Here is a 25,093-nt window from a genome sequence, read left to right as displayed (position 1 = left end):
TTCCCAAACGGCGTTTGAGCTACTAAAATCCCACTATGAACAAACAAGTCCAAACCAACCCACAAACCCAGCTTGCCAATTTAGGCGAGGAATTAAATGTCCCATTTTTAAAATTGCTAGGGGTTCGGTGCCTCAGCGCTGAAATGGGCAAAGGCGAGATTCTCCTCGCCCTAAAGCCCGAACATACCAATACCTGGGCGGTTGCTCATGGTGGCGTTCTTCTAACGCTCATGGATGTTGCCATGGCTGTGGCAGCCAGATCAGGTGATCCAGCTGATCGCAGTGTCGTCACGATTGAATTGAAAAATAATTTTATGCAGGCTGCTAACGGAATACTGCGTGTTAAGGCTGATACCGTGCGTAGTACAGCGACGATGGCTTTCTGTGAGGCAAAGCTTTATAACGATCAGGGTGAAATTTGTTGCATGGCTACGGGGACATTTAAATACCTAAAGCGCCTAGCCACTCGCAATGCTGATGGGAGTCGAGTTGTAAACGACGACCTGCGTGGTGAGATAAACGATTAAGTATTAAACCGAAAGGTTGGAGCCTGGCGCAACACTCAAAGCGCCTGTAATGACGTCGTGACCAACTGTGCCAGTAGCATCGAATCGACGCTCCACCATTTCAAACTGACCATCTTTGCGAACCCTTAAGACAGTACTTGAGCGGGTGCCATAAGTATCCGTTTTAATAAAAGCGGGTGAAAGGGCTTTTTCCCACTCGCGACTCACCCCTGTATTCGGTAACTCATGATCACTTGCGCAGTGAGTGTCAGACAACAGTTTTAGATATTGATCTGCATTCTTAAGTCTTCCGCTATCCATAGCCAGCGTTTGTGCGAATGCAGCTACACGATGATTTACCTTGGGCCATGGGGTATCTAGCATAGCGTTAGAAAGCCCATAAACACCAGCTTCCAAAGGTTGATGAGGAAAGACCTTGCGTGGGCGAATATTTTGCCCCATCATCATCCGGTTGCTCACCCAATGCATCTCAGCATTCTCAGGATTACTCAGGTCAGCCATCAAGAGATTGAAGCCGTTGTAGTTTTGAAAGCGCTTCACATTCTCTTGAATAAAGCCAGCAGGGCCATCTTTTCCGGCAAGATACATCAAAGAAAGTTCGCCACGCGTTCTTGAATCAGGATTTTTTTCACTTGGCGCTCTCACATTGGTGAGGGCTGCAAATTTACCGGCTTTACTAAAACCTAACCATGTGCCTGGACTTCCCAATACATCTGCACGATCCCTGCCAGCCAATATATGAGGGTGTTCTGGCCACCAAGAGATTCCTTCGGTATCGCGCTCATAAAACTCATCACGATTAGCCGCAACTACCAATGGATAGTCGGGATGTGATTTCCAGGCGAAGAGAATGAGGCACATATCGGTAAAAGTTTAGATTTCGATCAATGGATAAGGCAATGTATCTATTTTTAACACAGGTCCTGCTGTGCTTCCTAGATGAATTTCCCCACTTTCGAGCGCCTCTAGTTTGCATTCAATCTGAAAATCGATTCTATTAAGGTCCTGAGGAGCGTAAGAGGATAAAACTACCATGCCGGTTGGTTGGTCTGGGTCACCGCTGTGAAAAAGCTCTACGCCTGGGGCGATCGATTGCTCGCCTAAGGAATTTTTTGCAGTATGAGCCAATTGCAGACGTCTTTTAATGGCGCCACGATATTGACTGCGAGCTACGATTTCTTGTCCAGGGTAGCAACCTTTTTTGAAATCGACACCTGCAACCGATTCGAAATTGATCATTTGCGGTACAAACTGTTCCTGCGTTGCTTGAACGATTCTTGGAATGGCGCTCATTACTTCAAGATGATCCCATTGCGTAGAATCATTATTTAGGGATTTATCTAGATCTTTATTTTTTTGTGCGATCAAGGCACGCGCATAGATTTGGTCTTGAGTGAAGACATCAGGCAAACGCATTCCAATCTGACCAAGCTCTGCAGTCAGATGTTGAAGATCTTCAGGGTTAGCACAATATCCAAAAATATCCCATTCGGATGAAGCATCAACTACTTTAACTTTCGAGCGCAGAACAAACATGGACAAACGCTTAGCTGTTGTTGCCGCAATATCTCTTGAAATGAATAGCGCAAAACGATCTGCGGAATGCTCATCGCTTGGAAAAAGCCCCAGCCAGGCACTTGCCAACAATCTCCCTTTAGGGCTGCAGTAACCGGTCAACCTTACTGAGCCATAAGCCTGTGCGAGTTGCGGTGGAAAGCTGCGATTCAAGCCCAAAACTGAATTACTGAGCTGGCCCTGTAAAAAACTAGCAGCATCTTCACCTTCAATAAAAATTAGTCCCCACTGGGGCAAAGTTGCTTGATTTGGTGGGTTTTTGGGCTTATTCATCATGACCCTTTTATCATAGCCTGATGAGCAGAAAAATTCAGGGAAGAGGTCGTTTTCCTAATCAAAAAACACATAGTCAAGGCTTTAGGGCTTTGCTATATGGAATTCTTACGATGATTGGGCTTGTCTACGGTGCCTTATTTTTTTGGCCTGTAGTGCCGTCCAAGCCAAATGTTGGTGATTTGCCGGCATATAAAATCAAAATCAAACCGCAATCTGGACTCGCTAGCATCTCTCAGCAACTACAAGAACAGGGGATATCAACGCCCTCAATACCATTTCAGATTGCTGCTAGAGCCTTATTTGTTGCATCCAAGTTAAAACCAGGCACCTACCTTTTACCAAATAACGCCAGCTTAGGAGCGATTCTTCTTCAATTTTCCAGAGGCGATAGGGTCAAGGAGAGTATTGCCATCATTCCTGGTATGACGATTTGGCAATTAAGAAATTTGATTGATTCACACCCCGCATTGATTCATCAAACCAAGGGGATGAGTGCCAATGAACTAATGCAAACTCTTAATCTCAATTACCCGGGCTTAGAGGGTATTTTTCTACCGGATACTTATGTCTTCGATCCAGATGAGCCTGATATCAGCATTTATCGCCAAGCTTCCCAGGCTATGCAAAAGCAATTGAGCCAAACTTGGTCTCAGAAAGAAAGCCGTTCACCCATAAAAACACCATATGAGCTCTTGATACTGGCTTCGATTGTAGAAAAGGAAACAGGGCGCTCTAGCGATCGAGGTTTGATTGCGGCTGTCTTTACCAATAGATTAAATAAGGGCATGATACTTCAAACTGATCCGACAGTGATCTACGGTATTGGGCCAAAATTCGACGGTGATTTGCGTAAAGCAGACCTTCGCAGGGATAGTGCCTACAATACTTATATGCGTAAGGGATTGCCACCGACACCCATTGCCATGCCTAGCAAAGATTCTATACAGGCAGCAGCACATCCAGCTTTAAGCAATGCTCTATTTTTTGTGGCCAAAGGGGATGGATCCAGTCATTTTTCGCAGAGCTTAAATGAACATGAGGCAGCAGTAGATAAGTATCAGCGTAAATCAAAAGCAACATCCCATTAATAAGATTGAATTTCTTACCCATATGACATCAATGTATCCAGGATATTTCATCAGCTTTGAAGGTATTGATGGCGCCGGTAAAAGCACGCATATTGAGTCATTTCAAAAGCTGATGCAAGCACGCTACCCCGATCGTGAAGTAGTGATGACACGCGAACCTGGTGGAACAGCCTTAGGCGAACAACTCAGGGCGCTTTTATTAGATGCGCCGATGAATCTTGAAACGGAAGCCTTATTAATGTTTGCTGCGCGTCGCGAACATATCGCTCAGGTAATAGAGCCTGCCTTGGAGCTTGGGAAAATTGTGATCTCTGATCGCTTTACTGATGCCAGCTTTGCCTATCAGGGTGGGGGCCGGGGCTTAAGCCTACATAAATTAAATGAACTTGAGCATTGGGTTCAAGGCCGAGCAAATGGGTCTTTGTTGCAGCCTAATTTAACGATCCTTTTTGATTTACCAGGCGAGGTTGCTGAAGCCCGCAGGTCTAAAGTGCGTGCTCCAGATAAGTTTGAAAAAATGGATTTGAACTTCTTTGAAAAGGTTCGCCAAGAATACCTCCGTCGGGCCAAGGAAGATCCCAAGCGTTTTCACCTAGTAGATGCCACTCAAACCCCGGATGCCATTTGGAATGGCTTAAAGAATTTGGGTTTCAACATCTAAATGAATGACTCGATGTCTCTAGTGCATGAAAGGTGTGTGGCCCCATGGTTGCAACCATTATGGGATAGCATGGATTTTGCCAATTGCCCAAATGCGATTCTGTTACATGGTCAATCGGGTATTGGTAAGTTCGCATTTGCCATTGAGCTTGCAAAGTCTCTTTTGTGCGAAGGCGCTCTCGAAGCCTCATGCCCTTGTAATCAATGTGAGGCCTGCCATTGGTTTAACACTGGCAACCATCCCGATTTTATTGCCCTTTTGCCTGAAACCCATCGAAAACTCTTGCCGCATGCAAACTATGACAGCGATGAGGCGCCAAAAAAAGGTAAATCCTCTCGTGACGATTCCGATGGTGAGTCTAGCGAAAAAAAGGAAAAGAAAAATATTTCTATTGAAGAGACTCGCAGCGCCATTGAAAGCCTCTCTATTGGCTCGCACCGAGGTGGTAATCGCGTGATATTGATTTACCCTTTAGAAATGTTACGCTCAGATTCAGCGAACACTTTGCTGAAAACCTTGGAAGAGCCGCCAGCAAATACCATCTTTATCTTGTTGGCTGATCGCGTGGATCGTGTTTTGCCAACCATTCGCTCTCGTTGTCGCTTGCTTACTGCACCACGACCTGATCGGGAGCAAGGTTTGGCCTGGTTACGTACAGAATTGCCGAAAGTTGGCGGTCTTAAAGTCAATGACGCTGATATAGAAACCATTTACGATGAACAGGGTGGGGCGCCATACTCTGTCCTGGATTTCCTGGTTGCCAGAAATAATCAGGATGAGAAAGATGAGTTAACGATTTCTATTCAGGCTTCGCGCTATTTGCTCCAATCAATGTCCCAGGGTTTGCGGATAAATTGGTTAGATGCTGCAGAAAAGATCCACAAAGCTCAATACAGTTATTTATTAGCGGCAATGCAACGTTGGACTTCAGATTTGCAAGCCGTTTCACAAGGCGGCAACCCTCGTTATTACCCCAAGCATCTCTCCACCTTGAGGGGTCTATCTCAAACAGCAAAGATCCCAAAACTTCATCAATTTTGGAAATCCCTGGTTCAAGCCCGTCGCCATGAGAATCACCCCTTGGCGAACCGCGTTCAATTAGAGGCCTTACTTTCCCAATACCAACAGGTATTTGAGACTTAAATTAGGCTTAGGCAGTCTAAAATAGCCAGTCATGTTCATAGACTCCCATTGCCATCTCGATTTCCCAGAATTTCAGTCTCGCTTGCCAGAGGTATTGGCAAACATGGAGTCCGCAAAGGTTAGCAATGCCTTGTGCGTTTCCGTAGACTTGCCTGACTTTCCCAATGTCCTCAAGCTGGCCGAGGAGCACCCTCATTTGTACGCTTCTGTAGGGGTTCATCCAGACTACGAAGACACGCCTGAGCCCAGTTATGATTTCCTGGTCGAGACTGCGCTAAAGCACCCCAAAATTGTTGCCATTGGCGAAACTGGTCTTGATTACTACCGTATGGGTGATCGCAGTTATGAATCAATGCAGTGGCAGCGCGATCGATTTAGGACCCACATCAGAGCAGCCATAGCCTCTAAAAAGCCCCTGATCATCCACACTCGCTCTGCATCAGAGGATACGATCAAGATACTAAAAGAAGAGGGCGCTGAAAAAATTGGCGGTGTAATGCATTGCTTTACTGAAAGCCTAGAGGTAGCGCAAGCAGCTATGGACTTAGGTTTTTACATCTCCTTTTCAGGGATTGTGACCTTTAAAAGCGCTAAAGACCTGCAGGCAACCTGCAAGGCTGTACCATTAGAGAGGATGCTCATTGAAACAGATTCTCCCTATTTGGCGCCCATTCCCTACCGCGGCAAGATTAATGAACCAGCCTGGGTAGCGAAAGTTGGCGAATTCATTGCCGACCTCAAAGGGCTAGAGCTTGAGGAGCTTGCAAATCAAACTTCATCTAATTTTTACCAATGTTTTCATATAGATAGAACTTATTCATGAGAATAAAGTTTAACCAATTACTTTTTATTTTTGCTTGCGTGGGCGCCTTAAACCAACATGCTCAAGCACAGACCACTAGTCAAATAGCTGATTTTGCAAAAGCGGCAAAATTTGATGATGTTGCTGAGGTTAAAAACTTACTCTCTAAGGGTGCAAACCCCAATTCCGTAGATGCAAATGGCAATCCTATGCTGATTTTGGCTATCAAAGACAATTCGGCGAATGTGATTGATTTACTGATAAATGACCCAAAAATTGACGTAGATTTATCCAATAAAAGCGGTGAAACTCCGTTGATGATTGCATCTATTCAAGGTAATTTGCCTCTGGTGAAAACTCTTGTGCTCAAGAAAAAAGCGATGGTTGACCACATAGGCTGGACTCCGCTGCATTACGCCTGCACCAAAGGACACCTGGAAGTTGCCCAGTTTTTGATAGCTAATGGCGCTACGGTAGACTCCTTAAGCTTAAACAATACAACGCCTCTGATGATGGCAGTGCAGTCTGGGAATGAGCAACTGGTTAAGCTGCTCTTAGATCAAGGAGCAGACTTACAACTTCGTAATGCGCTGGGATTAAGCGCTATTGATATTGCAGATATTTACGATAAACCTTGGATAGGAGATGGCTTAAGATCTCGATGGCTTAAGCTTTACAAGACGCCATATCAACGGGCCATGAAGTCCTCACCAGCGAAATCCCCATAGGTATATTTGCGTATAATCATTATTATGTCAAATAAGATATTTTTGTAATCTTCACTCAGAATTTCCATGTTCCTAATAGACCTTTTCCGTAATGCAGACCTTCCCAGCTTTGCAACACTCTTCAGCGAAATTAATATGGATATGGGCAATGGGCAAATTTGGTTTGTGTTGCTTCTGGCTTGCTTCATGCTTACGGTTCACGGCATGATCGTTTTGTCGATTGCTGGCGCTTTTCATTGGCTTGATCAGCAGCTAGAAAATAAACGGATCTATGGCGCCAATTTTGTTTCTTACTTTATCGCGATTTTGCTCATTATTGCAACCCATTTCGTAGAAATCATCGCTTGGGCCTATATTTGCGTGGCCCTTAAGGTATTTCCAACAAATCCACAGACCTTTTACTTCGCAGGCGAAATGTATACAACTGTAGGATATGGCGATTACACCCTGACCGAGCACTGGAGAATTTTGCCCATTATTATCTCGTTTACAGGAATCTTTGCAGTATCCATGTCTGGAGCGGCCCTATATTCAATGATGGTGGCTCTGCTCGGACACTCAAATCAAAACCCCAAATCAGGATCGGGTTTTTAGGGCAATGCTGTCGGCGGTATGGGGCTCTTTTGCTTAAAAACAAGCTCAAGAACCCTGCCACTAGCCTCCTGGGAGCGAATTCTGCCCGGCAGCCACTCGAGATCTTTAGCTAACCAAATGTCCACCTGGCGCTTATAGGGGTCATTTTCACGCTGCATCAAAGCGTAATGACGGTTAACAGACCTTCCCAGGGTCGGAATATCCTCGGAGATAGCCTCACCATAACTTTTAAATTGCCACATTTCAACCGTGTTGTAATCAACTACCGGCAATGCACGAATACTTCCAGCCTCATCAATTTTGCTATCCCCGTTTAGCAATGAAGCAATCTGGAACATGAGGCTGAATCGGTCTTGAGTTCCAGGGGGAATGGCTGGCGTGAACTCTGGCTTTTCTGAGAAGAACATCTGTCCTCCTCCAGTTGAATGTCGATCAAATCGAGAATAACGTGGTGGCCTTGTGCCACGCTGCGACCAATAAATAGAGGGGGCCATACCGTATGCATCAATGGTTCCCCTCGATTCAAATACAAATGGGCCGACGAAAGCATAGGGGATATTGACATATAGGCGATAGCTATTTCCATCAACAATCCAGTCGATTTCTCCAGTCTGATACTTTTGGCCATCGACGTAAGAGTCGTAATAAATGATTCCCGACTCTGGTAGTTTGAAGGCCACTCCCGATTGATTAAAGGCCCCACCCTGTGCTCCCGCTACCAGGCTTTTTGGATCTTCTAACTTCGCACTAGAATCTTCTTTGTTTAATTTCTTTTTGGGAGTCTTCGCCATTTGAATTTTCTTAGGCGGCTCAAGTTTCAACTCAGTTCTAATAATGAGGTCATCTGCAATTTCTGGAGCAGAGCCAAGGGAAAGAAAAGGTAGGCCAACAAATAAAATGAGATGCCCAAGCAGCGATAAAACCAGCGCTACCACAATCATCCGCAACGATTTTGAGTGCATCAAACTACTAGAGTAAGACTGCGTAACTTGCTCTGACTCTGAGCTCAGAGAGCACTCTCAAGTAAACGACTATTCTTGGGCAAATTAGCCGCCAGGAAATCCATCTGGTCAGCTAGAATATTGCGCCCTTTAAGAATCATATCTTCGTACAAACTTGGCAGATAAGGGGTGTACAACAGAGCCATGCCAGCTTGTTCGGGAGTGCGATTACCCTTGTGTTGATTGCAGGGCCTGCAAGAAATCACTAAATTCATCCAGGAATATTTTCCGCCACGACTATTGGGAATAATGTGCTCTGCCTCAGCCTGATTCTCATGAATTACATCTCCACAATAAGCGCAAAGACCGCGGTCACGTTTAAAGAGTTTATGTTTTGTGATCACCGGGACAACATCGAATAAATTAATCTTCGCACTACCTTTGATAGCAATAATCGAATGAAGTTCAATGACGGACTGCAAGCCGCTAGCCCTAGAAATGCCGCCCCGCATTTTCATGATGGGGTCGCCCAGTGTCCATAAGACACTATTATCAGCGTAGTGTTTGGTTGCTTCTTCAGCGTTAACCCAACCCTGGGGAATTCCACCAGCGTCTAATTTCAAGATGCTCAGCACAAACTCTCCTTTCTCGACCTAGGCGATGCCATCAATCGTTTAACTTATCTTACAGAAGAAATATGTGTCAATCAATCATCTAGGGAGATATAAACTCCAAAACTGCTGGGAGATGGTCTGCATAGTCGGCAATGCCATGATCACTGCCCTCAAGGACAAGCTGCTTGGCGCCTTGATAGAACTCCGTCATTTCTTGCCAATCAAGCAATTCATCTCCTTTTGCTGCAATCAAAAAGTAACGGCTAGGATTAGAAATCCTTTCAACTTGTAAGGCTTTTAGCTCATCAATATATTCAGGGCGAAAATCAAATGGCTCGTCATTGTCATAGGACGTCATCATTCCCACATGGGGGGCAAGCTCCCTGGCAGCACGAACGGCCGGATTTAAGACAACCGCTTTGCAGCCATACTTTTCTGCCAAATAGTTTGCATAAAATCCGCCCAGCGATGAACCGATGACAACAATATGATCGGCCTTAGACAGATGAATATGCTCTGTAACCATATCCATACTGTTCTGCGGTGAAGCCAATAACTGCGGGCAATACCATTCAATAGGGTTATTGACTGTCGATAAGGCCTTGATGGCCTCACCGGTCATCACAGCCTTACTGGATCTAGGGGAAGAGCGAAAGCCATGCAAATACACCAAGAGGGTTGATGCCATATTTAGATCTTAGGCTTTTTGACCAATTTCAAAGTTGGCTAATTTTTCTAAAGCCTTCACCATCGCCGAATGATCCCAGGCTTTGCCACCATGAGCCGAGCAAGAGTTGAAAAGCTCTTGAGCAGTGGCGGTGTTCGGCAGTGAAACGCCTAAAGCACGAGCGCTATTGAGTGCGAGGTTTAAATCTTTCTGATGCAACTCAATCCTAAAGCCCGGGTCAAATGTGCGCTTCACCATGCGTTCACCATGCACCTCAAGAATTTTTGAGCTCGCAAAGCCGCCCATTAATGCTTGACGGACTTTGGCGGGATCAGCGCCTGCTTTGGCTGCAAATAAAAGCGCCTCAGCAACAGCTTCAATATTTAAGGCTACGATGATTTGGTTTGCGACTTTGGCAGTTTGACCATCCCCATTACCACCCACTAAATTGATATTCTTACCCATCAAATCTAAAACGGGCTTCACCTTATTAAATACTCCTTCATCACCACCGACCATGATCGATAGCGTGGCATTTTTAGCTCCAACCTCTCCGCCAGAAACTGGGGCATCCAAGTAGTCGCAACCCAAAGCATTTATTTTCTTGGCATATTCTTTGGTGGCAATGGGTGAGATTGAGCTCATATCAACAACAACCTTGCCCTTCGATAAGCCAGATGCGACGCCCTTCTCACCGAACAAGACTTTTTCAACGTCGGGCGTATCTGGCACCATCGTAAAAATAATGTCTGCCTTTTCAGCGACCTCGCTGGGACTAGAACACTGAATAGCTGAAGATGAGGCTAGCTCCTGTGGAACCTTACTTCTAGTATGAATAAAAACCTCATGTCCTGCTTTAATAAGTTGGCCCGCCATAGGGGCGCCCATAATACCGAGACCAACAAAACCTAATTTTAATTTCGCACTCATTTCATCTCCTTTTATATTTGCTTTAATTTTATGAATTTAATTTCTGAATCCAAGCTAAACCTGCTTCTGTCGTAGTCGCAGGTTTATATTCACAACCAATCCAACCTGAGTAGCCAATCTTGTCAAGGAATTTGAAAAGATAGGCATAGTTAATTTCACCAGTGCCAGGCTCATTGCGGCCGGGATTATCAGCTAGCTGAATATGGGCGATCTGCTTGAGATTCTTTTCGATAGTATTGGACAATTCACCCTCCATACGCTGGGCATGGTAGATATCGTATTGCACAAAGAGATTATCAGAGGAAACCTCTTTAATAATATCTAGCGCCTGCTGTGTTGTATTTAAAAAGAATCCAGGAATATCAAATGTATTAATTGGCTCAATAAGTAGCTTTAAATTGGATTTTTTTAACTCAGCGGACGCATATTTCAAATTAGCCACAAAAGTGTCATGAAATAATTTTTGATCTGCACCTGCAGGAACTTTGCCTGCCAAACAATTCAATTGCGCAACGCCTAGAACCTTGGCATATTCGATCGCTTTTGCAACCCCCAAACGGAACTCTTCAGCTCGGTCTGGATGACAAGCTATTCCACGCTCCCCGGCATCCCAATCACCAGCCGGCAAATTATGAAGGACTAGCCTTAAGTTGTGCTGATCTAACTTCTGTTTAATTTCAGCAGCTGAATATGGATATGGGAACAGAAATTCAACCGCCTTAAATCCCGCTTGAGAGGCGCGCTCAAAGCGCTCCAAGAAAGGCGCTTCTGTAAATAACATTGTCAAATTTGCAGCAAATTGAGGCATTTAAGGCCCTTCTTGAGTTTCCGGAATAAGACAATAATCTTAACAAAGATGAGGGCATTGGTCCGAATACCGCATTAGCACTCTAAAGACTAAAAAATGATAAAAGTGAGCTAATATCTTAATCAGCGTTAATTATTCATAAGGAAAATAATGAATCTTAAATCCACCACCATTTCGCTAGCTATAGCAACTATATTGGCCACTTCATTTTCAGTAGTGGCGCAAACGAAACCTGCTGATACCGGTTCCGCCAAGCCAATGGTGATCGATGCGGCTGTAGTGGACAACCGCTACCAGCTATATGAAGGTAACGTAGTCAAGATTGATAAAAAGACTCGTACCATTACCTTCAAAAATAAAGAAGGTGAATCTAAATTTGTCGCAGGTCCAGAAATCACCAATTTCGATCAAATTAAGAAAGGTGATCGAGTTAACGTGACTTATGAATTGGCCGTTGCAATTGAACTGATTAAAACCAAGAGTGATGGCATTCGTAGCAAGGTAGAAACTAATACGGTCACCAAATCAAAGGCAAATGAAAAGCCTTCTGAAACCATTGCCAATCAAACAACCATCATTGCCGATATCGTTGCCGTAGACCGCGATAAGAAACTTGTCTCTGTTAAGGGTCCTAGCGGCAAAGTTACCACTGTAACCGTTAAAAACCCAGCTCTCTTGGCTGATGTTAATGTTGGCGAACAAGTTAAGGTCATTTATTACGATGCAATGGCGGCCTCTATAACAACTCCAAAAAAGTAAGCTGTAGTGAATGCTGCACAAGCTATTTGATTAACAACTGCTTATTAGCATTATTTTGACTCCTTACACCTCACATTGTGCTAACACCACAAGGTGAGGTTCAGATGAGATCACTCAATCTCAATTTATGGTGACCCCCTCTGCTGAACTTAACCGGCTCTCAGCTATCAGCAATAAGGGGCAGAATCGGAAGGTTTAAAAGGCCTTAGTTATTCAGGTTTGTGGGGGGGAATTTTTAAGCAGCTCTCGTATTTTGGTGTCACCTTCGACCATCAGCTTGAAACGAGATTCGCTTACTAAAATAGCCATCTTTGCGTTGTACTGTTCGCGACGCAACCACTCAACCAAAAAGCTTACAAGTAATGTGTAGGTTATATAAACAATTAGTGTTGTTATATCCCTGGAATCAACAACACTAAAGCTCATATAAGGTGCCATAAAAAAATAGGAAATTAATGGGATGCTTAACACCAAAGTGAGTAATGCTGGACCAACCCCAAAAAAGAAGGCAATCACAATCGTATTGATCTGAAAGAAAAACAAAGGTAGCGCCTCCTCGATATGTGGCTGAAGGCTTAAGCGAATGCAAAAAGCAAAAAATACACCGACGCACGCATTTAAGTAGCCCTGCCCCTTATTGGGACACCACCGATAAGCATTAAGATTGTGTTTCATGGATTCCTTGGACGGTGTATGCTTCATGGCATAACTATATTGACGACAGTGTAAGACATGCCCCATAGAAATGAAATAGGCGCCACAAGCGACAGCATCACCATTTTACTTCCAGGTTTGAATGGTGGTGGACTTGAATTAGGCCAACTTCCCAGCTTTCTAAGTACTAACGGATTTAATACCGTGGTTCCTGAAATCAAGGGTTACCTTTATGGAAGTCCTGCAGATAACTACGAAGAGTGGCTTAGCCAAGTTCACAATTGCATAGACGATCACAAGCTTCAATATAAAACCATCAATTTAGCAGGCATCAGTATGGGCGCTACCTTCGCACTTGCGATTGCCACACAAAGGTCTGATATTTCTTCAATTGCGCTCTATTCACCGGTATTGCGTTATGACGGTTGGTCTGTGCCGTGGTATCGATTTCTACTCAATATTGCATACAGCCTGGGAATCCGAAATTGGGAGTATTCGGAGAGAGAGCCTTTTGGCATCAAAAATCTCGAGCTACGACGCCGCATTCGTGACAAATTTAAGTCCCATGAATTATCTGAGGTAGGCGCACCACTGATCACCGCAAGGCATTTGTATGAAGCCAATAAGCTCATGGCTTACACCACAAAAAATCTGAATTTAATTAACTCTAGACTCCTATTAATACAGTCCGTTGAGGATGACACATGTTCGGTATGGTCTGCAGAAAAGATATTATCTAAAGTCAAATCAGATCTTCGTAGAACAATTTGGCTGGGCAATAGCTATCACATAGTCACCATTGATAACGAGAGAGAAATCGTATTGAACGAGACTTTACGATTCTTAGCTAGAGTTAAGGGTGGAAATCTTGGTATAGATAATTACTATTTAGACATGAGCCCCAAGGCACTTCGCACGCGCACACTGTAATGCCTTAGAAATAAAAAAGCCCCCTGACTCAGGGGGCTTTTAATTGTCTTGGCGGAACGGACGGGACTCGAACCCGCGACCCTCGGCGTGACAGGCCGATATTCTAACCAACTGAACTACCGCTCCAAAATACATCGAGTGAAACATCACAAACTACATTTTACTGCCACCAAAATTTCTGGCGTCCCCAGGGGGATTCGAACCCCCGTACTCACCGTGAAAGGGTGATGTCCTAGGCCTCTAGACGATGGGGACCTGGACTACTTCAAAATACAGCAATTTGAATGCTTGGTGGAGATAAGCGGGATCGAACCGCTGACCTCTTGCATGCCATGCAAGCGCTCTCCCAGCTGAGCTATACCCCCGAAATCCCACAATAAAACCGCAAGACACTCAAAACAATCCAAGATTTTATCCTATTTTTGTGCGATTGCGCAAATTGCCTACTGGACCACCTTGGAGAGCCTCTTGAGAGCTTCATCCTTACCCAATACCACCAATACAGAATCTATTGCTGGAGTCTGAGTTGTAGCAAATAAGGCATAACGAACGGGCATAGCTAAGGCTGGCATCTTAAGTTGATGCACGGCTAGAACTTGCTTAAATGCCGCTCCGTAAGCTTCTTTTGTAGGTTCCGCATTCTTGATTGCTTCAATTAAATCTTTTAGTGCAGGGACAATCGATTCCGGAATATTTGCGGCTATCTGTTCTGCACTATGCATCGGTGCTGGCAAGTAAAACAGCTTAGCCCCTTCCGCAATCTCAATCAAGGTATTAGCACGATCTTTTAATAGTCCAACAACTTGAATAAAGTTTGGTCCATTTTCAGTATCGATACCAAGCTGATGTGCAAAGGGTTTAGTCACTTCAGCCAATTGAGTGGGATCTGCATTCTGAATATATTGATGATTTAACCAGAGTAATTTTTCAGGATTGTGTTGTGCTGGTGAGCGACCCAAGCTCTCTAAATCAAACCAATCTACAAATTGTTCTTTTGTAAATATTTCTGCATCACCGTGTGACCAACCTAAGCGCGCCAGATAATTCAGAATTGCCTCCGGCAAATACCCTGCCTTTTGATAATCGCGCACACTCATGGCGCCATTACGCTTGCTCATCTTCTCACCAGAATCATTTAGAACCGTGGGTAGATGAGCATAGATCGGAGGAATGCCACCTAAGGCCGTCATGATATTAATCTGACGAGGGGTGTTATTTACATGATCATCACCACGAATGACATGAGTAATCTTCATATCCAAGTCATCTACTACGACGCAAAAGTTGTACGTTGGTGTGCCGTCTGGGCGAGCAATTACAAGATCATCAAGCTCATCATTGCTAATTTCAATCTTGCCCTTCACGGCATCATCCCAGATGACAGATCCGCCAATAGGATTCTTAAAGCGAATGACTGGCTGCACAGCTTCAGGAATCGTCGGCAAAGTTTTTCCGGGTTCCGGTCTCCACAAACCGTTGTAACGCGGCTTTTCTTTATTGGCCATTTGTTGGTCACGGAGTTTATTTAACTCCTCTTCCGACATATAGCAGGGATAGGCCAGTCCTGCATCCAGCATTTGTTTGACGACTGCACGATAGCGATCAATCCGCTGCATCTGATAGATTGGACCCTCATCTAAATCAAGCCCTAACCAGGACATCCCTTCAATGATCACATCTACCGCTTCCTGAGTAGAGCGCTCCAAATCGGTATCTTCAATCCGAAGAATGAAATCACCTTTATTGTGACGTGCAAATGCCCAAGGGTAGAGAGCGCTGCGTAGATTGCCCAAATGAATAAAGCCCGTTGGACTGGGGGCGAAACGTGTACGAATATGCATAAAGCGCATTATCTCAGGTCAGTCAAATTGGCGGCAAAATTAAAAAACGTGGATACTTTGCCTCATGAATGAATTACTTGTATTTGTCTGTGATGGGGCCCCAGTTCGCGGGGAAATTGTGTCCATCAGCACTGCGTGGCAGGCTGTTTTAGAGCGTCGTAATGATCCGCCGGTAGTACGACGCATTCTAGGTGATTTTGTTGGTGCAGCCACCCTTCTGAGCGCTAGCCTCAAGTTTGATGGCACATTGATTATTCAGGCACAAAGTAAAGGCCCGATTCAGCTACTCGTTGTCGAATGTAAGTCCGATCTATCGATGAGAGCCACCGTCAAGCTATCAGTCGATCCCTCAGAAATATCTCCAAATGCGACTCTTGGAGATCTGCTCGATGCAAGGAACTCTGGCAGGCTTGTGATTACCCTAGACCCTTCGGAGCGAGAGCCCGGCCAACCACCCTACCAAGGCATTGTTGCGCTCCAACAGCATCGCGGTGGTCAGCTCACGCCAGTAGCTAGCGCGGCAGAGGCTATCGGTCTATACATGCAAAATTCTGAACAGCTAGAAACCAGAATTTGGCTAACTTCAAATGATTCAAATATAGGCGGACTCTTGTTGCAACGCATGCCAGATTCTGGTGGCCATACACACCTTGATCCACAAACAGCTGCCGAGGGCTGGACTCGTATACAGACTTTGGGTGAAACGATCACCGACGAGGAGTTGATAACGCTTCCACCTGAAACTATCTTGAGGCGCTTGTTTTTAGAGGAATCCACTGAGAATGGCGTTCGCAGCTTCCCCCCAAGAAAGATTCGCTTTTCTTGTCGTTGCTCGCGCAACAAAGTTGCCGATGTCTTGAGAATGCTTGGGGAGGAAGAGGTACAAGGGATACTGGAAGAGCAAGGGATAGTAGAGACAATTTGTGAGTTTTGCGCCAAGCCCTATCGGTTCGATGCCGTGGACTGTTTGCAAGTATTCAAAACGGATTTACTCAGCGATGCCACAAGACCGCCATCTAGCGGCCATTAGAATTTATTGTTTCATAGCAGCGGGTGTGTTCGCTTTATCTGCAGGCAAGATTTGCACAAAAAACTCACCCTCTTTAATCAAACCATGCTCAGCTCTAGCGCGCTCCTCAATAGCGCGCGTACCATCCTTTAAATCCTTAACGTCGCCCGCTAACTTTGCATTACGAAGAGCCATGAGACTATTTTTAGCCTCCTGAAGCTCTACCTGTCTCTCCATCTCGTAAACCTTTAGCCATCCACCCTTTCCTAGCCACAGGGGGTACTGAATTGCGATGAGCAATACCAGCATCGAGTAGATGACAATCCGCATATTAAGTATATCTTTTGTGACTTAGCGTTTCAAGTTATAGAAAACAGATTTGCCTGGATAGGTTGCGACATCACCCAAGTCTTCCTCGATTCGCAAGAGTTGGTTGTATTTGGCAATGCGATCAGAGCGAGATAAGGAGCCTGTCTTAATCTGGCCAGCATTTGTGCCAACAGCGATATCAGCAATAGTGCTATCTTCAGTTTCACCAGAGCGATGAGAAATGACCGCAGTGTAATTAGCGCGTTTGGCCATCTCAATCGCGGCAAACGTTTCTGTCAAGGTGCCAATCTGGTTAATCTTAATCAAGATGGAGTTGGCAATACCTTTCTCAATGCCTTCTTTCAGGATGCGAGTATTGGTAACGAAGAGATCATCGCCCACCAATTGAATCTTCTTACCAAGCTTCTTGGTGATATCAGCCCAACCATCCCAGTCGCCCTCATGCATACCGTCTTCAATCGATACGATCGGAAATTGATCTGCCAAGTTACCAAGATAATCAGAGAACTCACTAGAGGTGAGCTGTAAGCCTTCGCCTGAAAGATGGTATTTGCCGTCTTTGTAAAACTCACTAGCAGCGCAATCTAGGGCCAATAAAACATCATCACCCGCTTGGTAGCCAGCACCCTCAATTGCTTTCATGATGGTTTGCAAGCACTCATGGTTACTTTTGAAGTTCGGGGCAAAGCCACCTTCGTCACCTACAGTAGTCGGCATGCCTTGAGCGCCAATGATTTTCTTAAGTTCATGGAAAATTTCAGCTCCACAACGCAAGGCGTCACGGAAATTTTCCGCACCAACCGGCATGATCATGAATTCTTGAATGTCTAAACTGTTATTGGCATGTGCGCCACCATTGACGATATTCATCATGGGCACCGGTAATTGCATGCCACCTGAGCCACCAAAATAACGGTACAAAGGTAAGCCAGCTTCTTCAGCGGCCGCTCTTGCAACAGCCATAGAAACAGCTAAGGTTGCGTTTGCGCCAAGACGCGCTTTGTTATGAGTGCCATCTAATTCGATCAGGGTGCGGTCCAAGAAAGCTTGCTCTGTTGCATCTAAACCGAGAATAGTTTCTGCAATTTCAACATTAATGTTTTGAACAGCATTCAAAACGCCTTTACCCAAATAACGAGACTGATCACCATCACGCAATTCGATTGCTTCACGTGAACCCGTGGAAGCTCCAGATGGAACGGCAGCACGCCCCATGACGCCAGACTCCAGTAATACATCGCACTCTACTGTTGGGTTGCCGCGTGAATCTAAAACTTCTCTACCGATGATGTCAACAATGGCGCTCATGCACCTTCTCCTTAAAACAATATGAAATTGGGATTAATAACTTCTTTAAAAATTACTGAAAGCTATTTTCTAAAAATGGACCGTTAGATTTGACTACTGTATCAATCGCAAGCAATGACTCTAGCAACTCCCTCATGCGATGTAACGGAACTGCATTAGGGCCGTCAGATAAGGCTTTAGATGGATCTGGGTGAGTTTCCATAAAAAGACCACTAATACCAACAGCAACCGCGGCACGCGCCAATACTGGCACAAACTCACGTTGCCCACCGCTTGCTGTCCCTTGGCCACCCGGTAGTTGAACAGAATGGGTAGCATCAAAAACAACGGGTGCATTCGCCTCGCGCAATATGGCCAAGCTGCGCATATCAGAAACTAGATTGTTATAGCCGAATGAGGCACCACGCTCACAAACCATAAATTGATCCGGAACATTTACTTCTTTGGCTGCTGCTCGCGCCTTCTCAATAACATTGAGCATTTCATGTGGGGATAGGAACTGCCCCTTTTTAAAATTGACTGGCTTACCACTTTGAGCGCAAGCACGAATGAAATCGGTCTGTCTGCATAAAAAGGCAGGGGTCTGAATCACATCAACAACCTTAGACACTACTTCGATCTCGTTAATATCGTGAACATCAGTCAAAATCGGAACACCCACTTCTTTTTTAACCTTAGCCAATATTTCTAGGCCCTTCTCCATACCTAAACCACGAAACGAAGTTCCAGAAGAACGGTTAGCCTTATCAAAGGAAGATTTATAGATAAACGGGATGTTCAAAGCGCTGGTGATTTCTTTCAAATGCCCAGCAACATCAATGGCCGACTGTTCGGACTCAATGACGCAGGTACCCGCGATTAAGAAAAAACGCTGATCTAAACCAACATTAAAACCGCATAGTTTGAATGGACTCATAGCATCCTCTTAAGCAACTTGTTTTAATGCAGTATTTTGATGGATCAGTGCGGCACTAATGAATGCAGAGAACAAGGGGTGCCCATCTCGTGGTGTTGAGGTGAATTCCGGATGAAACTGCACACCAAAGAACCATGGATGCATCGACTCTGGCAACTCCATCATTTCAGGCAATGACTCATTTGGGGTTCTGGCAGAAATAATTAAGCCAGACTCCTCCAGTCTTGGAACATAAGTGTTATTCACTTCATAGCGATGGCGATGGCGTTCATTTACTTCTGCGCCATAAATCCGATGGGCCAAAGTGCCTGCTTTAACGGGGCAACGTTGTGATCCTAGGCGCATCGTGCCACCAAGGTCAGAAGCATTGCTACGTTTTTCAACATTTCCCTCCCTGTCCATCCACTCAGTAATGAGAGCAACTACAGGATTTTCAGCTTGCGGATCAAATTCAGTACTGTTTGCCTTTGCGATATTGGCGACATGGCGCGCAAACTCAATCACAGCCAACTGCATGCCAAGGCAGATACCAAGATAAGGAATATTGTTTTCACGGGCATAACGGATCGCAGAGATCTTGCCTTCTGTACCGCGCTTACCAAAGCCGCCGGGAACCAATATGGCGTCAAGCTTCCTCAAGCAATCAACGCCGTCTTTTTCGATCACTTCTGAATCGATATAGTTGATATTCACCTTGGTATGCGTATGAATACCAGCATGACGTAGCGCTTCAATTAGTGACTTATAAGACTCAGTCAATTCAACATACTTGCCAACCATACCAATGGTAACTTCGTGTTGAGGATTGGCCATCTCATAAACCAAATGCGCCCATACAGAAAGATCCGCTGGTTTGGCATCGATTTGTAACTCTCGACAAATCAAGTCATCCATGCCTTGCGCATGAAGCATTTCTGGAATCTTATAAATCGTATCAACATCCCATACAGAAATGACTGCTTCATCACGGACGTTAGAAAACAAAGAGATCTTAGCGCGCTCGTCTTCCGGAATTGGTCGATCAGCACGGCATAACAAGACAGTTGGCATGATGCCTATCTCACGCAACTTTTGCACAGAGTGTTGGGTGGGTTTCGTTTTCAACTCGCCAGCACTTTGAATATAAGGAACTAAGGTTAGATGCACAAATGCGCAGCTATGCATGGGGAGGCGAAGGCTCATCTGCCGTGCCGCCTCTAAAAATGGTAGGGATTCGATATCACCCACCGTACCGCCGATCTCACAAATAGCGATATCAGCCTTACCATCATGACTTGCATTAGCTCCCCGTTCTACAAAAGCTTGAATCTCATTTGTAATATGGGGAATAACCTGAACGGTTTTTCCTAAGTATTCACCGCGACGCTCTTTGCTAATGACGGACTCATAAATTTGGCCAGTGGTGAAGTTATTGCTCTTGCGCATCTTTGCGGATACGAAGCGCTCATAGTGCCCTAAATCTAAATCTGTTTCAGCCCCATCTTCAGTGACAAAAACTTCACCGTGCTGCAGTGGACTCATGGTGCCCGGGTCAACGTTAATATAAGGGTCTAATTTTAGGAGGGTGACTTTCAGGCCGCGGGATTCAAGAATCGCGGCAAGCGAGGCAGCTGCGATTCCTTTCCCTAAAGAAGAAACCACACCACCAGTGACAAAAACGTATTTGGTCATCGCTTAAGCTCTGTTGGAAAAAGTAATTATAACGATAGCAATGTCTAATGACTGAATTGTAAAAAGGTAATAATCCAGAAATCTATGAAAAAACCACTGCTTTTCATCGTCCTTGGCTGCATTCTGGCCTTTGAAGCCACCCAACTGTCAGCCCAAACATCGGACTCCATTGTGGGCACCTGGAAGACTTTTGACGACGACACCAACCTACCGGCTGCAATTGTGCAAATTACTGAGAAAAATGGTGTTTTTTCTGGGGTAATTACAAAAATACTTGATCTGAGCGCACTGCCAAACTGTGAAAAATGTACCGATAACCGCAAAGGCAAACCTGTTCTGGGCATGGAAATCCTAACTGGCCTCAAAAGGACTGGGGACTCTTATTCAGGCGGTCAAATCTTGGACCCTGATGATGGTGAAATCTATCGAGCAGAGATGAAACTCAAGGACCAGGGTGGTAAATTGGATTTAAGGGCCTATATTGGAATCCCTTTGCTGGGAAGAACACAAACCTGGATACGTGAGAAATAAACGCCATGCGCCTTCTGTTTGCCATTCTTATTACTGTTTTATCGCTCTTTTACTTCCTGCCTTTTGCCATCGCTTTCCATAGAAAGAGGGCTAATACTGGTGCGATTTTTGCACTAAATCTCTTTCTGGGCTGGTCCCTGATTGGATGGGTGGTAGCCTTGGTTTGGGCTCTCAAGGATGAGAAGGTTATCTAATCTTTGCCTGAAACCCCCTTTAATTGACACTCCAAAGCCCTCTTAGGTGGATTTATAGGGTTTAAACTCTTATATAAGACTTAAATTAGTAACTATAATGTCGAAATTCGGGTGAAAATTCCCGTTTAGTCTTTCTATAGATCACATTTACCGCATAGGAAACACAATGTTAGAAGCCTACAACGCCCAAGTTGCTGAACGCGCAGCACTCGGTATTCCAGCCCTCCCATTAAGCAAAGATCAAACTGCAGAATTGGTGAAGTTGCTAAAGAATCCACCTACAGGGAAAGAAGCTGAGCTTGTAGAGCTAATTACGAATCGCGTACCTGCCGGCGTAGATGATGCGGCAAAGGTGAAAGCAGAATTTTTAGACGCAGTAGCAAAAGGCACTGAAAAATCACCATTGATTTCACGAGTTCAGGCAACTGAATTGTTGGGAACCATGCTTGGCGGATACAACATCAAACCATTGGTTGAGCTTTTGACGGACGCAGAATGTGGCGCCGTTGCCGCTGATGCGCTCAAGAAAACACTCTTGATGTTTGATTACTTCAATGACGTGCATGAGCTTGCTGAAAAAGGTAATGCAAATGCAAAGGCTGTGATGAAAAGTTGGGCAGATGCAGAATGGTTTACTAGCCGCCCCGCAGTTCCTCAAAGCATGAAGCTCACGGTATTTAAAGTCACTGGCGAGACGAATACTGATGACCTCTCTCCAGCACCCGACGCTTGGAGCCGTCCCGACATTCCTTTGCATGCAACGATTATGCTGAAAAACCCACGCCCTGGTATCGAACCAGATGAGTCTGGTGTTCGTGGCCCAATGAAGCAAATTGCTGAACTGCAGAAAAAAGGCAATCAAATTGCTTATGTAGGCGATGTAGTTGGTACGGGTTCCTCACGCAAGTCCGCAACCAATTCTGTCTTGTGGTGGACTGGTCAAGATATTCCATTTGTTCCAAACAAGCGCTTCGGCGGCGTCTGTCTTGGTGGCAATATTGCGCCTATCTTCTTTAACACCATGGAAGATTCTGGTGCACTACCAATCGAATTAGATGTGTCCAAAATGAATATGGGTGACGTTATTGAATTGCGTCCATACGAAGGTAAAGCTCTGAAAGATGGCAAAGAAATTACCTCCTTCGCACTCAAGTCCCCTGTTATTTTGGATGAAGTACGCGCTGGCGGTCGCATCCCCTTGATCGTGGGACGTGGCTTGACCGCTAAAGCCCGTTTAGCACTGGGCTTACCTGCCTCTACCGAATTCCGCCTGCCGGTGAGTCCACCTGATAACAAAAAAGGTTTTAGCTTGGCGCAGAAGATGGTTGGTCGTGCCTGTGGATTGCCAGAGGGTCAAGGTGTACGTCCCGGAACGTACTGTGAGCCTCACATGACTACCGTTGGATCACAAGACACCACTGGTCCGATGACTCGTGATGAATTAAAGGATTTAGCTTGCTTAGGCTTCTCTTCTGACTTAGTAATGCAGTCTTTCTGCCACACTTCCGCTTATCCAAAACCGGTAGACATTCGTACTCAGCATGAATTGCCGCCATTCATGACCAATCGTGGTGGCGTTGCATTGCGTCCTGGTGACGGCGTGATCCATAGCTGGTTAAATCGTTTGCTATTGCCTGATACCTGTGGCACTGGTGGCGATAGTCATACTCGCTTCCCAATTGGCATCTCTTTCCCCGCAGGCTCAGGCTTAGTTGCTTTTGCTGCTGCTACAGGCGTTATGCCTTTAGATATGCCTGAATCTGTCTTGATTCGCTTCAAAGGCAAGATGCAACCAGGCATCACCTTACGTGACTTGGTCAATGCAATTCCTTTGTATGCAATTAAGAGGGGTTTACTCACCGTCGAGAAGCAAGGTAAGAAGAATATTTTCTCTGGTCGCATTCTAGAAATCGAAGGTTTACCCGATCTCAAGGTTGAACAAGCATTTGAATTATCTGATGCCTCTGCTGAACGTTCTGCTGGTGGTTGCACCGTTCATTTAAACAAAGAACCTATCATTGAGTACATGCAATCGAACATCACTTTGATGAAGTGGATGATTGCTAATGGTTATGACGACAAGCGTACTCTTGGTCGTCGTATCAAAGCAATGGAAGCTTGGATTGCAAACCCGCAACTGCTGCAACCTGATGCTAATGCCGACTATGCGGAAATTATCGAAATCAATATCGATGAAATCAAAGAGCCGATCCTTGCATGCCCTAACGACCCAGATGATGTAAAAGTATTGTCTGAAGTTGCCGGTGACAAGATTGATGAAGTCTTTATTGGTTCATGCATGACCAACATTGGACACTTCCGTGCCGCTGGTCAAGTGTTGCAAGGTAAAAAAGATATGCCAACCCGTTTATGGGTAGCGCCTCCAACCAAGATGGACGCCATGATCTTGATGGAAGAAGGCTACTACGGTATGTTGGGTGCTGCTGGTGCTCGTATGGAAAGTCCAGGTTGCTCATTGTGCATGGGCAACCAAGCGCAAATCCGCAAAGGTTCAACGGCTGTATCAACTTCCACACGTAACTTCCCTAACCGCTTAGGTATTGATACGCGCGTGTATTTGGCCTCTGCCGAACTGGCTTCTGTTGCCGCCCTGTTGGGACGTCTACCTACGCCAGCCGAGTATTTAGAGCAAGTAAAGGCTCTAGATGCTAAAGCCAGCGATGTCTATAAATATATGAGCTTTGATAAGATCAAGTCATTTAGCGATGTTGCAGATACTGTGACCGTTTAATTGAAAAAGCCTTCAAGCACTCAATGCTTGAAAACCAAAAAGGCGATCAGATGATCGCCTTTTTTCTTATCCAATTATTTATTAGATGGATAACTTTGATTCCTGATGGGCATTTACATGACTAATGCCTGACACCCATTTATTGGTTGGTAGGTCTGTTTTTTCCTTAATCAGCTTGGCTCGCGCAGAAACATCACGCCACTCTGCTTCTAGTTTTGGACCTTTAAACGCAATCGCAACGACATTGCAATCATGTGATTCGGGGAATAAGAGCACGCGATCACCAAACGCTTCGCAAATATTCTTAAGATTGATATCAAAGCTTTTATGCTTTGAGAAGAGGTTAACCGTCAGAACCCCAGGGCCCTTGAGAATTTGATAGCAACCTTTGTAAAACTCTAAAGAACTGGCAGACGGACCGTCGCAAATAGCATCATACAAATCAACTTGCACGGCATCAAACGTATTGAGATATTGAGAACGCCTCACAAATTCTTTAGCATCCACTTGCAAGGTCTCCAATCTGCGATCATCGTCTGGCATTGAAAACATACTTCTCGCTGCAACAATGACTGCAGGGTTAAGCTCTACCACGGTAGATTTAACTGCAGGACAATGGAGATGTGTGAATTTTGTTAACGCGCCTGTTCCCAGGCCCAATTGTGCAACTCGCATCCCTGGCTTGGTTTCAAGAAAGAGAAGCCATGCCATCATTTGCTGGTTATATTCGAGATAGATTTCATTGGGGTCACGGATACGCATTGCCCCTTGAATCAACTCAGTACCAAAATGCAAATAACGAATTCCACCACTTTCAGAAAAGGTTACGGGCTCCATCAACATA

At 45.1% G+C, this 25,093-nt stretch carries 27 protein-coding genes and 3 tRNA genes; 13 read left to right on the top strand and 17 right to left on the bottom strand.

Going from position 1 to position 25,093, the window contains the following annotated elements; genetic code table 11:
• Positions 1-35 precede the first annotated feature (35 nt).
• A complete protein-coding gene (locus tag C2740_RS04530; RefSeq protein WP_215294198.1) occupies positions 36-527 on the top strand; it encodes a PaaI family thioesterase in 492 nt (163 codons plus the stop codon).
• A 3-nt stretch (positions 528-530) separates the two neighbouring features.
• Here C2740_RS04530 and C2740_RS04525 read toward each other — a convergent pair whose 3' ends face one another.
• Positions 531-1,388, bottom strand: a complete 858-nt coding sequence (locus C2740_RS04525; protein WP_215294197.1) for an NRDE family protein — start codon at positions 1,386-1,388, stop codon at positions 531-533.
• A 12-nt stretch (positions 1,389-1,400) separates the two neighbouring features.
• The gene (locus C2740_RS04520) at positions 1,401-2,378 is read right to left on the bottom strand and encodes a folate-binding protein YgfZ (protein WP_215294196.1); all 978 of its coding nucleotides are present in this window, start codon (positions 2,376-2,378) and stop codon (positions 1,401-1,403) included.
• A 20-nt stretch (positions 2,379-2,398) separates the two neighbouring features.
• On the opposite strand from C2740_RS04520, the gene mltG reads away from it, so the two are divergent.
• The 6 genes from mltG (at position 2,399) to C2740_RS04490 (ending at position 7,394) form a co-directional block, all read left to right on the top strand.
• The gene (gene mltG / locus C2740_RS04515; RefSeq protein ID WP_215294195.1) at positions 2,399-3,466 is read left to right on the top strand and encodes an endolytic transglycosylase MltG; all 1,068 of its coding nucleotides are present in this window, start codon (positions 2,399-2,401) and stop codon (positions 3,464-3,466) included.
• Positions 3,467-3,488: 22 nt separating this feature from the next.
• A complete protein-coding gene (gene tmk, locus C2740_RS04510; RefSeq protein ID WP_371818582.1) occupies positions 3,489-4,127 on the top strand; it encodes a dTMP kinase in 639 nt (212 codons plus the stop codon).
• 69 nt (positions 4,128-4,196) lie between these two features.
• On the top strand, positions 4,197-5,270 hold the full coding sequence (locus C2740_RS04505) for a DNA polymerase III subunit delta' (RefSeq protein WP_251369701.1): 1,074 nt from the start codon (positions 4,197-4,199) through the stop codon (positions 5,268-5,270).
• Positions 5,271-5,301: 31 nt separating this feature from the next.
• The gene (locus C2740_RS04500) at positions 5,302-6,093 is read left to right on the top strand and encodes a TatD family hydrolase (protein WP_215294193.1); all 792 of its coding nucleotides are present in this window, start codon (positions 5,302-5,304) and stop codon (positions 6,091-6,093) included.
• Positions 6,090-6,800, top strand: a complete 711-nt coding sequence (locus tag C2740_RS04495) for an ankyrin repeat domain-containing protein (protein ID WP_215294192.1) — start codon at positions 6,090-6,092, stop codon at positions 6,798-6,800. Before C2740_RS04500 ends, C2740_RS04495 begins: the two co-directional genes overlap by 4 nt.
• Before the next feature lie 66 nt (positions 6,801-6,866).
• Complete coding sequence (locus C2740_RS04490) at positions 6,867-7,394, top strand: ion channel (RefSeq protein ID WP_215294191.1); 528 nt, start codon at positions 6,867-6,869, stop codon at positions 7,392-7,394.
• On the opposite strand, the gene C2740_RS04485 is transcribed toward C2740_RS04490, so the two are convergent.
• From C2740_RS04485 to hyi, 5 genes are all read right to left on the bottom strand, one after another.
• Positions 7,391-8,356, bottom strand: coding sequence for a DUF3108 domain-containing protein (locus tag C2740_RS04485; protein ID WP_215294190.1), 966 nt, complete (start codon positions 8,354-8,356; stop codon positions 7,391-7,393). The two genes, C2740_RS04490 and C2740_RS04485, sit on opposite strands and share 4 nt — an antisense overlap.
• Positions 8,357-8,400: 44 nt before the next feature.
• Positions 8,401-8,970 (bottom strand): HNH endonuclease, encoded by a 570-nt coding sequence (locus C2740_RS04480; protein WP_215294189.1) that lies wholly within the window; start codon positions 8,968-8,970, stop codon positions 8,401-8,403.
• Between the two features lie 79 nt (positions 8,971-9,049).
• A complete protein-coding gene (locus C2740_RS04475; protein ID WP_215294188.1) occupies positions 9,050-9,637 on the bottom strand; it encodes a YqiA/YcfP family alpha/beta fold hydrolase in 588 nt (195 codons plus the stop codon).
• Between the two features lie 9 nt (positions 9,638-9,646).
• Positions 9,647-10,546, bottom strand: coding sequence for a 2-hydroxy-3-oxopropionate reductase (gene glxR / locus C2740_RS04470; protein ID WP_215294187.1), 900 nt, complete (start codon positions 10,544-10,546; stop codon positions 9,647-9,649).
• Between the two features lie 28 nt (positions 10,547-10,574).
• A complete protein-coding gene (hyi, locus tag C2740_RS04465) occupies positions 10,575-11,354 on the bottom strand; it encodes a hydroxypyruvate isomerase (protein ID WP_215294186.1) in 780 nt (259 codons plus the stop codon).
• 150 nt (positions 11,355-11,504) lie between these two features.
• Between hyi and C2740_RS04460 the strand changes: the two genes are divergently transcribed.
• Entirely contained in the window at positions 11,505-12,113 is a 609-nt protein-coding gene (locus C2740_RS04460; RefSeq protein ID WP_215294185.1) for a hypothetical protein, read from the top strand.
• 213 nt (positions 12,114-12,326) lie between these two features.
• On the opposite strand, the gene C2740_RS04455 is transcribed toward C2740_RS04460, so the two are convergent.
• On the bottom strand, positions 12,327-12,815 hold the full coding sequence (locus tag C2740_RS04455) for a DUF4118 domain-containing protein (RefSeq protein WP_215294184.1): 489 nt from the start codon (positions 12,813-12,815) through the stop codon (positions 12,327-12,329).
• Positions 12,816-12,845: 30 nt separating this feature from the next.
• Here C2740_RS04455 and C2740_RS04450 point away from each other — a divergent pair, with 30 nt between their 5' ends.
• Positions 12,846-13,697 carry a carboxylesterase gene (locus C2740_RS04450; RefSeq protein ID WP_215294183.1) on the top strand — a complete coding sequence of 284 codons (852 nt, stop codon included), beginning with the start codon at positions 12,846-12,848 and terminating at the stop codon, positions 13,695-13,697.
• A 49-nt stretch (positions 13,698-13,746) separates the two neighbouring features.
• On the opposite strand, the gene C2740_RS04445 is transcribed toward C2740_RS04450, so the two are convergent.
• The 4 genes from C2740_RS04445 to gltX all read right to left on the bottom strand — a co-directional run bounded on the left by C2740_RS04445 (position 13,747) and on the right by gltX (position 15,547).
• A tRNA-Asp gene (locus C2740_RS04445) sits at positions 13,747-13,823 on the bottom strand.
• Between the two features lie 53 nt (positions 13,824-13,876).
• Positions 13,877-13,952, bottom strand: a tRNA-Glu gene (locus tag C2740_RS04440).
• A 34-nt stretch (positions 13,953-13,986) separates the two neighbouring features.
• A tRNA-Ala gene (locus tag C2740_RS04435) sits at positions 13,987-14,062 on the bottom strand.
• Between the two features lie 78 nt (positions 14,063-14,140).
• A complete protein-coding gene (gltX, locus tag C2740_RS04430; protein ID WP_215294182.1) occupies positions 14,141-15,547 on the bottom strand; it encodes a glutamate--tRNA ligase in 1,407 nt (468 codons plus the stop codon).
• 55 nt (positions 15,548-15,602) lie between these two features.
• On the opposite strand from gltX, the gene C2740_RS04425 reads away from it, so the two are divergent.
• A complete protein-coding gene (locus C2740_RS04425; RefSeq protein ID WP_215294181.1) occupies positions 15,603-16,568 on the top strand; it encodes an Hsp33 family molecular chaperone HslO in 966 nt (321 codons plus the stop codon).
• Between the two features lie 3 nt (positions 16,569-16,571).
• Here the strand turns inward: C2740_RS04425 and ftsB are convergent, their stop codons facing one another.
• Genes ftsB through C2740_RS04405 form a run of 4 tightly spaced genes read right to left on the bottom strand, consistent with a single transcriptional unit; the run spans position 16,572 to position 20,772 of the window.
• The gene (ftsB, locus tag C2740_RS04420; protein ID WP_215294180.1) at positions 16,572-16,877 is read right to left on the bottom strand and encodes a cell division protein FtsB; all 306 of its coding nucleotides are present in this window, start codon (positions 16,875-16,877) and stop codon (positions 16,572-16,574) included.
• Between the two features lie 21 nt (positions 16,878-16,898).
• Positions 16,899-18,185 carry a phosphopyruvate hydratase gene (gene eno, locus C2740_RS04415; protein ID WP_215294179.1) on the bottom strand — a complete coding sequence of 429 codons (1,287 nt, stop codon included), beginning with the start codon at positions 18,183-18,185 and terminating at the stop codon, positions 16,899-16,901.
• Between the two features lie 52 nt (positions 18,186-18,237).
• Positions 18,238-19,101: a 3-deoxy-8-phosphooctulonate synthase gene (kdsA, locus tag C2740_RS04410; protein ID WP_215294178.1), complete on the bottom strand. Its 864-nt coding sequence runs from the start codon at positions 19,099-19,101 to the stop codon at positions 18,238-18,240.
• 9 nt (positions 19,102-19,110) lie between these two features.
• Positions 19,111-20,772: a CTP synthase gene (locus C2740_RS04405; protein ID WP_215294177.1), complete on the bottom strand. Its 1,662-nt coding sequence runs from the start codon at positions 20,770-20,772 to the stop codon at positions 19,111-19,113.
• Between the two features lie 84 nt (positions 20,773-20,856).
• Between C2740_RS04405 and C2740_RS04400 the strand changes: the two genes are divergently transcribed.
• The 3 genes from C2740_RS04400 (at position 20,857) to C2740_RS04390 (ending at position 24,249) form a co-directional block, all read left to right on the top strand.
• Positions 20,857-21,303: a DUF2147 domain-containing protein gene (locus C2740_RS04400; protein WP_215294176.1), complete on the top strand. Its 447-nt coding sequence runs from the start codon at positions 20,857-20,859 to the stop codon at positions 21,301-21,303.
• A 5-nt stretch (positions 21,304-21,308) separates the two neighbouring features.
• Positions 21,309-21,497 carry a superinfection immunity protein gene (locus C2740_RS04395; RefSeq protein WP_215294175.1) on the top strand — a complete coding sequence of 63 codons (189 nt, stop codon included), beginning with the start codon at positions 21,309-21,311 and terminating at the stop codon, positions 21,495-21,497.
• Between the two features lie 166 nt (positions 21,498-21,663).
• Positions 21,664-24,249: a bifunctional aconitate hydratase 2/2-methylisocitrate dehydratase gene (locus C2740_RS04390; RefSeq protein WP_215294174.1), complete on the top strand. Its 2,586-nt coding sequence runs from the start codon at positions 21,664-21,666 to the stop codon at positions 24,247-24,249.
• A gap of 81 nt (positions 24,250-24,330) precedes the next feature.
• On the opposite strand, the gene C2740_RS04385 is transcribed toward C2740_RS04390, so the two are convergent.
• Entirely contained in the window at positions 24,331-25,092 is a 762-nt protein-coding gene (locus C2740_RS04385; protein ID WP_251369700.1) for a spermidine synthase, read from the bottom strand.
• Position 25,093: the final 1 nt, after the last annotated feature.

It is taken from the genome of Polynucleobacter sp. MG-5-Ahmo-C2 (assembly GCF_018687735.1).
GTDB lineage: Bacteria > Pseudomonadota > Gammaproteobacteria > Burkholderiales > Burkholderiaceae > Polynucleobacter.
This window is presented reverse-complemented; position numbering and strand designations above follow the sequence as displayed.